The organism is Desulfoprunum sp. (genome assembly GCF_053613775.1).
Genome location: NZ_JBSHXH010000009.1, coordinates 257,419 through 270,514, shown reverse-complemented (window position 1 = coordinate 270,514; position 13,096 = coordinate 257,419). Strand labels below are relative to the sequence as shown.

General features: G+C 61.6%; 9 protein-coding genes. 8 read left to right on the top strand and 1 reads right to left on the bottom strand.

The window, feature by feature from the left end; genetic code table 11:
- Nucleotides 1-6 precede the first annotated feature (6 nt).
- The 7 genes from ACWGKN_RS19210 to ACWGKN_RS19180 all read left to right on the top strand — a co-directional run bounded on the left by ACWGKN_RS19210 (nt 7) and on the right by ACWGKN_RS19180 (nt 10,134).
- Nucleotides 7-1,785, top strand: a complete 1,779-nt coding sequence (locus ACWGKN_RS19210) for an acyl-CoA dehydrogenase family protein (protein WP_035231373.1) — start codon at nt 7-9, stop codon at nt 1,783-1,785.
- Between the two features lie 174 nt (nt 1,786-1,959).
- On the top strand, nt 1,960-2,904 hold the full coding sequence (locus ACWGKN_RS19205; RefSeq protein ID WP_035231370.1) for an MBL fold metallo-hydrolase: 945 nt from the start codon (nt 1,960-1,962) through the stop codon (nt 2,902-2,904).
- A 10-nt stretch (nt 2,905-2,914) separates the two neighbouring features.
- Complete coding sequence (locus ACWGKN_RS19200) at nt 2,915-4,912, top strand: oxidoreductase (RefSeq protein WP_452095803.1); 1,998 nt, start codon at nt 2,915-2,917, stop codon at nt 4,910-4,912.
- Nucleotides 4,912-5,430, top strand: a complete 519-nt coding sequence (locus ACWGKN_RS19195; RefSeq protein ID WP_035228830.1) for a DUF4442 domain-containing protein — start codon at nt 4,912-4,914, stop codon at nt 5,428-5,430. The genes ACWGKN_RS19200 and ACWGKN_RS19195 overlap by 1 nt, the downstream gene beginning before the upstream one ends.
- 57 nt (nt 5,431-5,487) lie before the next feature.
- Nucleotides 5,488-7,197: an acyl-CoA dehydrogenase gene (locus tag ACWGKN_RS19190; RefSeq protein ID WP_452095802.1), complete on the top strand. Its 1,710-nt coding sequence runs from the start codon at nt 5,488-5,490 to the stop codon at nt 7,195-7,197.
- A gap of 22 nt (nt 7,198-7,219) precedes the next feature.
- Entirely contained in the window at nt 7,220-8,398 is a 1,179-nt protein-coding gene (locus ACWGKN_RS19185; RefSeq protein WP_035228832.1) for a 4Fe-4S dicluster-binding protein, read from the top strand.
- Nucleotides 8,399-8,481: 83 nt separating this feature from the next.
- Entirely contained in the window at nt 8,482-10,134 is a 1,653-nt protein-coding gene (locus ACWGKN_RS19180; protein ID WP_424252681.1) for a fatty acid--CoA ligase, read from the top strand.
- Between the two features lie 66 nt (nt 10,135-10,200).
- Here the strand turns inward: ACWGKN_RS19180 and ACWGKN_RS19175 are convergent, their stop codons facing one another.
- Entirely contained in the window at nt 10,201-10,599 is a 399-nt protein-coding gene (locus ACWGKN_RS19175) for a helix-turn-helix domain-containing protein (protein ID WP_035228833.1), read from the bottom strand.
- A 476-nt stretch (nt 10,600-11,075) separates the two neighbouring features.
- Between ACWGKN_RS19175 and ACWGKN_RS19170 the strand changes: the two genes are divergently transcribed.
- Complete coding sequence (locus ACWGKN_RS19170) at nt 11,076-13,061, top strand: heterodisulfide reductase-related iron-sulfur binding cluster (protein WP_452095801.1); 1,986 nt, start codon at nt 11,076-11,078, stop codon at nt 13,059-13,061.
- Nucleotides 13,062-13,096: the final 35 nt, after the last annotated feature.

The window sequence follows — 13,096 nt, the reverse complement described above, 5'->3', positions numbered from 1 at the left end:
ACCACCATGGCGGCAAATATAGCAAAAGGCGGCGAATACCTGATCGCCGAAACGGACTGCACCGAGGTCTTCACCCCCGAGGATTTCACCGACGAGCAGCGCTCGATGGCTGAGACGACTGAGCAGTTCGTGGCCAACGAGATCATGCCCAACATCGATGAGATCGAGCACCAGAACTTCGATCTCGTCGTCGAGAAGATGAAAAAATGCGGCGAACTCGGCCTGCTGATGATGGATGCGCCGGAAGAGTTCGGCGGGCTCGAGCTCGATAAGGCCTCGACCATGCTTGTCGCTGAAAAAATCTCCTATGCCGGCTCGTTTTCGGTCGCCTTTTCAGCCCATACCGGTATCGGCACCCTGCCGCTGATCTACTACGGCACTCCGGCCCAGAAGGAAAAATACCTGAACAAGATTATCAGCGGCGAGTGGTGCGCCGCCTACTGTCTGACCGAACCGGGTTCGGGCAGCGACGCCCTCGGCGCCCAGGCCACCGCGGTCCTGTCGGCGGACGGCAAACATTATATCCTCAACGGCACCAAGCAGTTCATCACCAACGGCGGCTTCGCCAACCTGTACACGATCTTCGCCAAGATCGACAAGGAGCACTTCACCGCCTTCCTGGTGGAGAAGAGCTTCCCCGGCCTGGTCGTCGGGGCGGAAGAGAAGAAGCTGGGCATCAAGGGATCGTCGACCACCCAGATTATCCTCGACAACTGCCAGGTGCCGGTGGAAAACCTGCTCGGCGAGATCGGCAAGGGCCATAAGATCGCCTTCAACGTCCTCAACGTCGGCCGCTTCAAACTTGGCGCCGCAGTCACCGGTGCGGCCAAGATGGCCCTTGGGGTCGGCATCAAGTATGCCAACGAGCGGACCCAGTTCAAGCGCCGGATCAGCAGCTTCGGCGCCATCGCCGAGAAGATCGCCGATCTCAACGTCGACATCTTTGCCGCCGAATCATTGGTCTATCGCCTGGCCGGACTGCTCGACCGGAAGCTCGAGACCATCGAGAAGGGGGGAGCGAACTATTACGACGAGTACCAGAAGGGCATCGAGGAGTATGCCTCCGAGTGCGGCATCGCCAAGGTCTTCTGCAGCGAGGTCCTGGCCAAGACCGTCGACGAGGTCGTGCAGATCCACGGCGGCTATGGTTTCGTCAGCGACTACCCGGCCGAGCGCTTCTACCGCGACGAGCGGATCAACCGGATCTTCGAGGGCACCAACGAGATCAACCGGCTGCTGATCCCCGGCATGATCCTGCGCAAGGCGATGAAGGGTGAGCTGCCGCTGCAGGCCCATGCGATGAAGGCCTTCGAGTCGCTGATGACCCCGAGTTTCGAGGAGATCGACGAGGACCAGCTTTTCGCCCGGGAAAAGGCGCTGCTGAACAATCTCAAAACCCTGTTCCTGATCCTGTCCGGCATCGGGGTCCAGAAGTATATGGACAAGATCGCCGACGAGCAGGAGATCCTGATCGCCGCCGCCGACATCGCGATCCAGATCTTCGCCCTCGAGAGCGCGGTCCTGCGGGCCGAGAAGATTTATGCCGCATCGACCGGCCGCAAGCAGGAGCTGCTGCAGGCGGCGGTCAAGGCCTTCGCCTTCCAGGCCACCGAAGTGGTGGGCACGGCAGCGAAGAAGGGCGCCTTCTACATCGAAGAGGGCGACACCCTGACCATGGTTCTCTCCGGCATCCGGCGGTTTGCCAAGTATGACGCCACCGGGCTGCTCGCCGCCAAACGGACCTTGGCCAAGGCCGCCTGTGAGGACGAAAAGTACCTTTTCTAGTTTTTGAAAATATGCTCGTCATGGTATTCATCAAGCATCTTTCGTAAAATGGGCTTGTCCCGCTTGTCGGGACAAGCCCCTGCAAGCAGCCCGGGTACCGGTTACTCCTCCACGCGCCGGTCCCGGGCTGTCTTCAGGAATCAGCTCGTACCGCAGTTTCAGCAGCAGGCATCGATGCAGATCATCCAGCACACCATCAACACGCCCTATATGGTCGGGCCGGTCCATTGCTATACCGCGGTACTGGGTGGCGAGCTGGTTCTGTTTGATACCGGCCCTCCCACCGAGGAGGGCCGGCGCTATCTCCAGATGCATATCGACCTCGATCGCCTGCGGCACGTCATCGTCACCCACTGCCACATCGATCACTACGGCCAGTCGTTCTGGCTCTCGGAACAGACCAAGGCGACGATCTATCTGCCCTATCGCGACAGCCTGAAGGTCAGCCACGACAAGCGGCGGATGGAGCGGATGAACGATCTGCTTATGGAAAAGGGCTTCAGTGCGGATTATATCGAGTCGTTGCGGCAATTGTTGCAGCGTAGCGTCCTGTTCCCGCCCTTCCCCGAAAACCATCTGATCGCCGAGCGGGATCTGCCGGAGCATCTCGGCATACAGGTCCTGAGCTGTCCGGGCCATTCGCAGAGCGATCTGGTCTATGTCGGCGACGAGTGGGCGGTCACCGGCGATACGTTGCTGCGCGGCATCTTCCAGTCGCCGCTGCTCGACGTCGATCTTCAGGCCGGCGGTCGCTTCCGAAACTACGAGGCCTACTGCGCAACGCTGCTGAAGCTGGCCGACCTCCGGGGCAAGCGGATCCTGCCGGGGCATCGGCACACGGTCGAGAGCGTCGATGCCATCATCCGCTTCTATGTCGTCAAGATGCTGCAGCGGGTCGAGCAACTGCGGCCCTACCGCCGTGAAGACAACATCGCCGAGATCATTCATCGACTTTTCGGGGGGACGATGACCGAGGTGCTCCATATCTACCTCAAGGCCTCGGAAATCGTATTCATGAAGGATTTTCTCGAACAGCCGGATCAGCTGAGGGGATCGCTCGAAGCGATCGGCCTGTTCGATGACGTGGCCGAGCACTTCTGCCGTGCCGTCGGCCTGTAAGGAGAAACACATGTCCGATTCCCTGTTCACGCCGATCGCCATCGGCGGCCTTACCATCAAGAACCGCATCCTCATGCCGGCCATGCATATGAATATGTGCCGGAATTTCCAGGTCAGCGACCGGCTCATCCGCTTCTACCGCGAACGGGCCGAAGGCGGCGCCGGGGCAATTATCGTCGGCTACGCCACTGTTGATGAATATTCGGGGGGGCCGGGCAATATCGGCTGTCACCACGATGACCACATCCCCGGCCTGATGCGGCTGGCGGCGGTAATCAAGGGGGGCGGGGCCCGGGCGGGGATCCAGTTGAACCATGCCGGCCGCTACAACCCCTCCTTCCATCTCGGGGGCAAGCCGGCAGTGGCACCCTCTGCCGTCCCCTCGCGCCTGACCCGGGAGACACCGCGGGAATTGAATGTCGACGAGATCGCCGCGACGATACGTCGCTTTGCCGAGGCCGCCGGCCGGGCCAGGGAGGCGGGATTCGACCTGGTCGAGATCCTGGCCGGGACCGGCTACCTGATCAGTTCCTTCCTCTCGCCGCTGACCAACAGGCGGGAAGATCGCTACGGCGGCAGCCTGGAGAACCGGATGCGTTTCGGTCTCGAGGTGCTCGCGGCGGTCAAGGCGCGACTATCCGGGGAGATACCGGTCATCGTCCGGGTCAACGGCAACGATTTCATGGAAGGCGGGATCGGCCGGCCCGAGCAGCAGGCCTTTGCCGCCGCCCTGGCCGCCGCCGGCGCCGATGCCGTCAGCATCAACGTCGGTTGGCATGAGGCCCAGGTGCCGCAGATCGTGGCTAAGGTGCCGCGCGGGGTCTTTGCCTACATGGCGCGCGAAATCAAGAAACAGGTGGCGGTTCCAGTCATGGCTGGTCATCGGATCAATGACCCGCAGACCGCGCGGCGCCTCATCGACGAAGGGTTCTGCGACCTGGTCGCGGTCGGCCGGGCCCTTATCGCCGATCCTCGTTTTCCCGAGAAGGCGGCGGCCGGTCACGACGACAGGATCGTCCACTGCGTCGCCTGCGGTCAGGGCTGCTTCGACCATATCTTCAAGAACAAGGCGGTGGAATGCCTGTGCAATCCCCGGGCCGGCCATGAGGAAGAGGAGTTGGAGCCGGCCGCCGTACCGCAAAAGGTCATGGTGGTCGGCGGTGGCCCGGCCGGGATGTTTGCCGCCCTTGCCGCCGCCGAACGGGGACATCGGGTGACCCTGCATGAAGGCGGGCTACGGCTGGGCGGCCAGCTGCATCTGGCCGGCCGCCCTCCCGGGCGGAGTGAATTTCTCGTCCTCGCCGATGACTTGGAGCGGCAACTGGCCGTAAGCGGTGTCGAGATCAGGATGAATTCGACCGTCGATCGCCGGCTGCTGGAACTCGAGCGTCCCGAAGTCCTGATCCTGGCTACCGGCGGGGAACCGATCGTACCGCCGATCCCCGGGGTTGATCTGCCCCTGGTGGTCCAGGCCTGGGATATCCTCGCCGGCAACCGGCAGGCGGGCAGAAAAGTGGCGGTGTTGGGCGGCGGGGCAGTCGGGGTCGAGACCGCCCTTTATCTGGCCGAGGAGGGATCCCTCTCCGGCGATGAATTGAAATTCCTGCTGGTGCACGGCGCCGAACAGCCGGGTGAACTTTACCGCCTGGCCACCGAACACGACCGGGAGATTGCCCTGGTTGAGATGACCGGATCGCTCGGCGCCAATTTCGGCAAGACCACCCGCTGGGGGATGCTCCAGGATGTCGAACGCTATGGCATCAAACCGCTGGTCGGGGCCAGGGTCGTCGAGATCACTCCAGCCGGCCTGCGATTCGAGCGCGGGGGGCAGATCATCGACCTGTCGGTCGACACGGTGGTGCTGGCGGTCGGGACCAGGGCTCGCAATCCTCTCCGCCAGGTGGCCGAGGAACTCGGGCTGCGCTGTGTGGCGGCCGGCGATGCTGTGACCCCCGGAACCGTGTTCGAGGCCAGTCATCAGGGGTGGCAGGCCGGGAGGACCATTTGATGAACGGTTTCGCCCTCCTGCCGAAACTGACCGCCCGGGCCAGGACCTCGCAGAGCTGGCTGCGGCTGCTCAATCTGCTGCTCGGCCGGATCATCCCCTTCAACCGGCCGCACGGCTTCGTCATCGAGGAACTGCGGGACAACTATCTGCGCACCACCGCCCCCTATCGCCGCAGCAACCATAACCACCTGCGCGGCATCCACGCCTGCGCCATCGCCACCATCGCCGAGTTTTCCGGCGGCTACCTGCTGCTCAGCCGCCTCGATCCCCGGCAGTACCGGCTGATCATGTCGCGGATCGAGGTCGACTATGTCTACCAGGCCAAGGACCGGATCGTGTCGGAGAGCGACCTGCCCGAGGAGCGGCTGCAGCTCGAGATCATCGAACCGCTGCGCCAGCAGGAGGCGGTCTCCATCCGGATGGAGAGCCGGATCAGCGATGTCCAGGGCAACCGGATCGCCACCGCCGTTACCATCTGGCAGGTCAAGGGCTGGGACCGGGTGCGGACCAGGATCTGAGGCCAACGGGAAACCGGTGTCCATGCGGTTGAATATGCAACCGAAAGGAGAATAGAGATGTTGTTGCTGAACCCGAACAATTACCACCGTGAACACGCCGATGCACAGTCGCGGCAGCTCGTCGAGAAGACCATCGCCTTCTTCGAAAACAAGGGCCTGCGGCGGATCAAGGAGGACGACCAATCGATGGTCTGGTATGAGGATTTCCTCCAATTCATCAAGGAGGAAGGGGTTTTTGCCGATTTGCTGACCCCGGCCGCCTATGGCGAAGGCCGGCCGGGCCGGCGCTGGGACATGTGGCGGATCAGCGAGTTCAACGAAATCCTCGCCTTTTACGGACTCTGTTACTGGTATGCCTGGCAGGTGACGATCCTCGGCCTCGGGCCGATCTGGATGGGCGACAACGAGGAGGCGAAGCGGCGAACGGCACGCCTGCTGGCCAACGGCGGGGTCTTCGCCTTCGGCCTCTCCGAGCGGGCCCACGGCGCCGACCTCTACTCCACCGAGATGACCCTGACCGCGGCCGGCGACGGCAGTTGGCTGGCCAACGGCTCGAAATACTATATCGGCAACGGCAACTGCGCCGCCCTGGTCTCGACCTTCGGCAGGATCGCCGGTACCGGCGAGTATGTGTTCTTCGTCGTCGACCCGCAGGAGCCGCAATACGAATGCGTCAAGAAGATCGACACCTCGGGGGTCCGCCAGGCCTACGTCGCCGAATACGCCCTGCACGACTACCCGGTGAGCGAGACCGATATCCTGTCGCGCGGCGAACTGGCCTGGAACTCGTCGCTCAACACCATCAACGTCGGCAAGTTCGAGCTCGGCTGCGCCTCGATCGGCATCTGCACCCATGCCTTGTACGAGGCCCTCAACCATGCCGCCGGGCGTAACCTCTACGGCCGTGCCGTCACCGATTTTCCCCACGTCCGGCGCCTCTTCGCCGAGGCCTATGCCCGTCTGACGGCGATGAAGCTCTTTGCCATGCGGGCCGCCGATTACATGCGGGCGGCGGGCGACGACGATCGCCGCTATCTCCTCTTCAACCCGGTGGTCAAGATGAAGGTCACCGGCCAGGGCGAGAAGGTCGTCGCCCTGCTGCACGAGGTCATCGCCGCCCGGGGATTCGAGCAGGACACCTACTTCGAGATGGCCCTGCGCGATATCGGCATGCTGCCCAAGCTCGAGGGCACCGAACATGTCAACATGGCGCTGATCATCAAGTTCGTCAAAAACTACTTCTTTGATCCGCAGGACTATCCGTCCGTCCCGCGGCGGGCCGAGGCCGGCGACGACGGCTATCTCTTCCGCCAGAAGACCGGCGGGCTGGCACAGGTCCGCTTCCCCGACTATCGCCTGGCCTATGACGGCATCGAGTCGCCGAACATCGCCGTCTTCCGCGAGCAGGTCGAGCTGTTCCGCCGTCTGCTGCTGAAGGCGCCGCCGAGCCCTGAACAGGTCGGCAATATCGACTACATGCTGGCTGCGGGCCAGCTCTTCACTCTGGTCGTCTATGCCCAGCTGATCCTTGAAAACGCCAGAATTCACCGGCTCGACGTCGATCTCCGCGAACAGATCTTCGCCTTTCTGATCAGCGATTTTTCAACCTTTGCGCTGCAGATGATCCTTAACCATGAAAATACGGCGGAGCAGGAGGCAATCTACTCCTCAATGATGAAAAAACCTGCTATGAATACGGCAGTAACAGCCCGCGTCTGGGCGGATCAGGTATACGTCCTGCGAGACTGCTATACGATGCAGGATTGATTACAACGTGGAGGGATAAGGCGTGGGTCACCATCATGAAGGCAAGAGCAGTATCGTCCCGCTGATCGACCGGCTCAACAGGTATCCGATAGGGCTGCCGGACAGCGAGACCCTGCGCCGGATCCTGGCCATTCTTTTTTCCGCGGACGAGGCCTTCGTCGCCTCCCGTTTTCCCCTCACCGAGGCGACCCTGGCCGAACTGGTGCGCGCTACCGGCTGGGAGCGGCAGCGGCTGCTCCCCCTGCTTGAAGGGATGGCCGACAAGGGCCTGATCATGGACCTGCAGTACGGCAGCCGCACCTATTATCTGCTGATGCCGGGGTTGATCGGCTTTTTCGAGTTCACCTTCATGAAGCAGCGCCAGGACCTGCCGGTCCAGGAACTGGCCCAGCTGATGCACGAGTATCTCTTCGAGGATCCGGACAACCGGATGGGGCGGGAATTCCTGGGCGGGGCCACCCCGTTGACCCGGGCCCTGCCGTACGAAGAGCATATCCCGGTCGAATCGGTGGTCACCACCTGGGAGAGCGCCCGCGAGATTATCCGCCGGGCCGGCTACGGTGCCGTCGGCATGTGCTACTGCCGGCACAAGAAGGAGCATCTCGGCCGGTCCTGCGACAAGGGGGCCCCGACCAGGGAGATCTGCATCTCCCTCGGCAGCGCCGCCCGCTTCATGGTCCGGCGCGATTTCGCCGAGGAGCGCTCGGTCGAGGAACTGCTGGCGGTGATCGATCGGGCCAGGGACCTGCGGCTGACCCACATCACCGACAATATCCGTCACAAACCTTCCTTTATCTGCAACTGCTGTTCCTGCTGCTGCGAGTTGCTGGGCGGGGTGATGCGGGGGTTCCCGCACGGTATCGCCAAGAGCGGCTACACCATCGCCATCGATCAGCAAAGTTGTCTCGGTTGCGGCCTCTGCGCCAAGGCCTGCAACGTCCAGGCGATGGACCTGGTCGACTGCGACAACGGCGCCCGCAGGAAACGGGTGGAGGTCAAGACCGACCACTGCCTTGGCTGCGGCGCCTGTATTTCGGCCTGCCCGACCGTTTCGCTGACGCTGGTGCCGGCCGGCCGGGCACCGGTCCCGGAAAAGAAGAAGGATCTTTTCGTACAGATACTCAAGGAGAAGAGACGATTTGCCCCCTATGTCGTCGGCAGTATCAAGACCAAGCTTGGGCGATTGTTCGGCTTGGGATGATATTCTGCATCGTCGGAGAATAAACGCGGACACGAGAGCTGGTCTCGCGTCTTGAAGACAATATGGATTCAGAAGAGGATATCATGACAGAGAGAACCTACGCCCCCGGTCAGGCTTACAACTACCCGCTCATCATCAAGAAGCTGCTGCAGACGGCGATGGTCAACGCCACCGACCAGGAGATCGTCTACCGGGATCAGCAGCGCTACTCCTATCGGGATCTCTTCAACCGGATTCATCGCCTGGCCGGCGGTCTGACCTCCCTCGGCCTGAAGCCGGGCGAGGTCGCAGCGGTCTTCGATTATGACAGTCCGCGCTATCTCGAGTGTTTTTTCGCCATCCCGATGATGGGTTCAACACTGCAGACCGTCAACTGGCGGCTGTCAACCGAGCAGATCGTCTATACGATCAACCACGCCGAGGCCTCGGTCATCATCTTCAACAGTGATTTTTTGCCGCTGGTTACGGCGATCAGGCCGATGCTGACCACGGTGCGGAAATATGTGCTGATACGGGAGGGAGAAAGCCAGGCGGACGCCTCCTCCTTCGACGGCGAATACGAGGGGCTGCTCCAGGCGGCCGCCGAACGCTTCGATTTTCCCGATCTGGATGAGAATACCCGGGCCACTACCTTCTACACCACCGGCACCACCGGCGACCCGAAGGGGGTTTACTTCTCCCACCGCCAGTTGGTGCTGCACTCGATGTCGCTGGCGATCGCCGCCGGCAGCTACGACAATCAGGGGCGTTTCCGTTCCAACGATGTCTATATGCCGCTCACGCCGATGTTCCATGTCCATGCCTGGGGTGTGCCCTATGTCGCGACAATGCTCGCCACCAAGCAGGTCTACCCCGGCAGATACGAGCCGAAGAAGATCCTCGAGCTGATCAGGACCGAGAAAATCACCTTCTCCCACTGCGTACCGACGATTTTGCAGATGTTGATGACCGATCCGGACTGCCGCCACACCGATCTGTCGAACTGGAAGGTCATCATCGGCGGCTCCAAGCTCTCAAGGGGGCAGGCCAAGGCCGCCCGCGATCTGGGGATGACCGTGTTCACCGGTTACGGCATGTCCGAGACCTGCCCGATCATCTCGCTCTCCCTGCCGAAACCGCATATGCTCGATTGGGATGAGGATCGGATCCTCGACGTCATCACCAAGACCGGCACACCGATTCCGCTGGTCGAGGTCGAGGTCGTCGACGAGGAGGACCGGCCCAAGCCGCACGACGGGGAGACCACCGGCGAGGTGGTGTTCCGCGCCCCGTGGCTGACCGAGGGTTATCACAAGGCGCCGGAAAAGACCAGAGAACTGTGGCGCAACGGCTATCTGCACTCGGGCGATGTCGGTCATATCGATGGCGATGGCTACCTGCAGGTCACCGACCGGATCAAGGACGTCATCAAGAGCGGGGGGGAGTGGGTCAGTTCACTCGATCTCGAGAATATCCTCAGCCGGCACGAGGCGGTGCTCGAGTCGGCAGCCATCGGTATTCAGGACGCCAAGTGGGGGGAGAGGCCGTTGATGCTGGTGGTGCTGAAGGATATGTTCAAGGGCCAGGTGACCGAGGGGGACCTGAAGGTCTACATGAAGCAGGCGGCGGAAGATGGGCGTCTGCCCCGCTATGGCGTCCCGGACACGATCGTTCTGCTCGATGCCCTGCCGAAGACCAGTGTCGGTAAACTCAACAAGAAGCAGATGCGGCTCGATTTCTCCGGCCCCGTCCTTTAACGGGGAAGATTCCAGGGGAGTTCAAGCCGCAGGCCGGCAAGGGGGGTGCGAACTGACCAGCGGCAGTCAGTTCGTATCACCCTTGGCGAGCAGATCGGTGATGCGAATCCGGTATTCGACGATATCCTGACGTAATGACGAAAGACTGGCGATCTTGTCGTCAACCTTGGAGATGTGCTGATCGAGGATCTCGATCAGCTTGGGGGTGATGGTGTTGAAATTCTGGGCGTTGATATCAAAAATATTGGAGAGTTCCTGGATTTCTTTGAGCGAAATGCCCATATCCTTCAACTTGAGGATAAATTTAAGGCGCAGGATGTCGTCTCGGGTATAGGTTCGCGTCCCGCCTATCAGCCGATTCGATTTGCCCAGAACGCCGATTTCTTCGTAGTAGCGGATGGTACGGGTGGTGATCCCGAGTTTTTTTGCCAGTGCACCGATTTGGACTGATTCTTGGGTGTTCATTCTCTATCCTTTCAGGATTCCACGATCCGGCGTCTCCGTAAGGTATCGTGTCAGCATACCTAAAGAGCCTGTCCCTAATGAAGGCTGCTGTTTTATACAAAGTTTTACCTTTACGTAATCTATGGATTTATCATAGCATGCTTTTTCCTGTTATGTCAATTTTTTATTTTTAAAAAAATATCATTATACCAAAGAGATGGTATGGAGGGGCGAAGAATTGAGGGAAAAATCTTGACCCTTACGTAAACTTTATATATATAGGCAAAATAATAAAAAAGATTAAAATTGGTGGCCCACTGTCATGAGAATGGAAGGCTGAAGGTTGAACACACAGAAGAACAGCGGAAGATGCGAGATGCCAGGATCCCCTCGATCCATGAGGAAACAAGTGAGATCCGGCGCGTGGTGATCGGCACGGCCCTGACCAGCTGAAGGCAGCAATGAGAGGAACGAACGGTTCGACGATGGAGACGACGATGGAATTTACGCGTGAGATTTACTGGAATGTCGGGCACGGGGCGAGCACCCTGGTGCCGATGTACCTGCTGGTGATCATCGCCCTGGCGGTGCTGGTGTACGGTTTCCGGCAGCGGATTACGGTGTACCGGCAGGGCCTGCCGCTGGACCGCACCGACCAGTTGGGAGAGCGGGTGGTCGAGATGCTGAAGAACGTCCTGTTGCAGACGAAGGTCACCCGGGTTGTCTGGCCGGGCCTGCTGCACGGCCTGTTCTTCTGGGGGTTCTTCCTGCTGCTGATCGGCACCACCCTGATCGTCATCCAGGCCGATTTCACCGACCTGCTGTTCGACATCAAGTTCCTTACGGGCACCTTCTACAAGATCTTCTCGATCGTCCTCGACCTCGCCGGCCTGGTGGCCATCGTCATGCTCGGCGGGCTGCTGTTCCGGCGCTATGTCCTGAGGCCGGAGGGGCTGATCACCAAGCCCGACGACGCGATCATGCACGGGCTGATGCTGACCATCCTGATCACCGGCTTCGTCATCGAGGGGGCGCGGATGGCGGTCACCGAGACCGGGACGCCGCTGGCCCCGTGGTCGCCGGTCGGCATGGCCTTTGCCGGGCTGCTGTCGGGGGCCGGGGAGGGGACCCTGCTGGCGATCCACAAGCTGACCTGGTGGTTCCATCTGCTGCTGGTCATGGCCTTCATCGGCCTGATCCCGTTCACCAAGTTCCGCCACATCCTGACGACGAGCGCCAACTACCTCTTCGCCGACCGCGGCCCCAAGGGCAAGCTGGTCAGCCTCGACCTCGAGAACGAGGAGTCCGAGACCTTCGGCGCCACCAGCCTCAAGGAGATGACCTGGAAGGACATCTTCGACGCCGACGCCTGCACCCTGTGCAAGCGCTGCCAGGACCGCTGTCCGGCCTGGGCCACCGGCAAGCCGCTGTCGCCGATGACGGTCGTCAACCAGATCGGCGAGGCGGCCTTCACCGCCCCCGACAGCCAGCTGATCGAGCTGATCGGCCGGGATGTGCTGTGGTCCTGCACGACCTGCCGGGCCTGCCAGGAGATCTGTCCGGCGGCGATCGAGCATGTCGGCAAGATCGTCGAGCTCAGGCGGAGCATGGTGCTGATGGAGGGCGAGTTTCCCGGCGACGAGGTCATGGCGGCGATGGAGGCCACCGAGGTCAACGGCAATCCGCTGGGCATCGGCTACGCCACGCGCGGCGACTGGGCCGAGGGCCTGGGGGTGAAGACCGTGGGCGAGGATGGCGATGTCGACATCCTCTACTTCGTCGGCTGCTACGCCAGCTTCGACAAGCGCAATATCGCCGTCGCCAGAGCCTTCATCCAGCTGTGCCAGGCGGCCGGGATCAGGGTCGGGATCCTCGGCAAGGAGGAGAAGTGCTGCGGCGAGCCGATGCGCAAGATGGGCAACGAGTACCTCTACCAGACCCTGGCCCGGGAGAACATCGAGCTGATCAATGCCGCCGGGGTGCAGAAGATCGTCACCACCTGCCCCCACTGCTACAACACCCTGGCCAAGGATTACCGCGATCTGGGGCTGGAGGTGGCGGTCGAGCCCTATACCGTGTTCCTCGAGGAGCTGATCGGCGACGGCCGGCTGCAGATCAAGGCTGACGATCTGGCCTGCACCTACCACGATTCCTGCTATCTCGGCCGCCACAACGATATCTACGACCCGCCGCGGGCCCTGCTCCGGGCGGCCGGCGGCACCATCACCGAGATGGCGAAGAACCGGGCCGAGGCCTTCTGCTGCAGCGCCGGCGGCGGCCGGATCATGGCCGAGGAAAAGATCGGCGAGCGGATCAATATCCGTCGGGTGCGGATGGCGCAGGCCACCGGGGCCGGGGTGCTGGTGTCGAACTGTCCCTTCTGCCTGACGATGTTCGAGGACGGGGTCAAGGGGGCGGGGGTCGAGGAGTCGCTGCGTCCCCGGGATATTGCCGAGATCCTGGCGGAACGGATCGCCAAATAGGTTGTCGGCTGCGGCCGGCGCCATCACAACCGGGA

Bases quoted from the DNA above. Each gene is read 5' to 3' on its own strand.
- ACWGKN_RS19200 (WP_452095803.1), top strand. From the start codon at position 2,915: ATGTCCGATTCCCTGTTCACGCCGATCGCCATCGGCGGCCTTACCATC.
- ACWGKN_RS19205 (WP_035231370.1), top strand. From the start codon at position 1,960: ATGCAGATCATCCAGCACACCATCAACACGCCCTATATGGTCGGGCCG.
- ACWGKN_RS19195 (WP_035228830.1), top strand. From the start codon at position 4,912: ATGAACGGTTTCGCCCTCCTGCCGAAACTGACCGCCCGGGCCAGGACC.
- ACWGKN_RS19190 (WP_452095802.1), top strand. From the start codon at position 5,488: ATGTTGTTGCTGAACCCGAACAATTACCACCGTGAACACGCCGATGCA.
- ACWGKN_RS19175 (WP_035228833.1), bottom strand. From the start codon at position 10,599: ATGAACACCCAAGAATCAGTCCAAATCGGTGCACTGGCAAAAAAACTC.
- ACWGKN_RS19170 (WP_452095801.1), top strand. From the start codon at position 11,076: ATGGAATTTACGCGTGAGATTTACTGGAATGTCGGGCACGGGGCGAGC.
- ACWGKN_RS19210 (WP_035231373.1), top strand. From the start codon at position 7: ATGGCGGCAAATATAGCAAAAGGCGGCGAATACCTGATCGCCGAAACG.
- ACWGKN_RS19180 (WP_424252681.1), top strand. From the start codon at position 8,482: ATGACAGAGAGAACCTACGCCCCCGGTCAGGCTTACAACTACCCGCTC.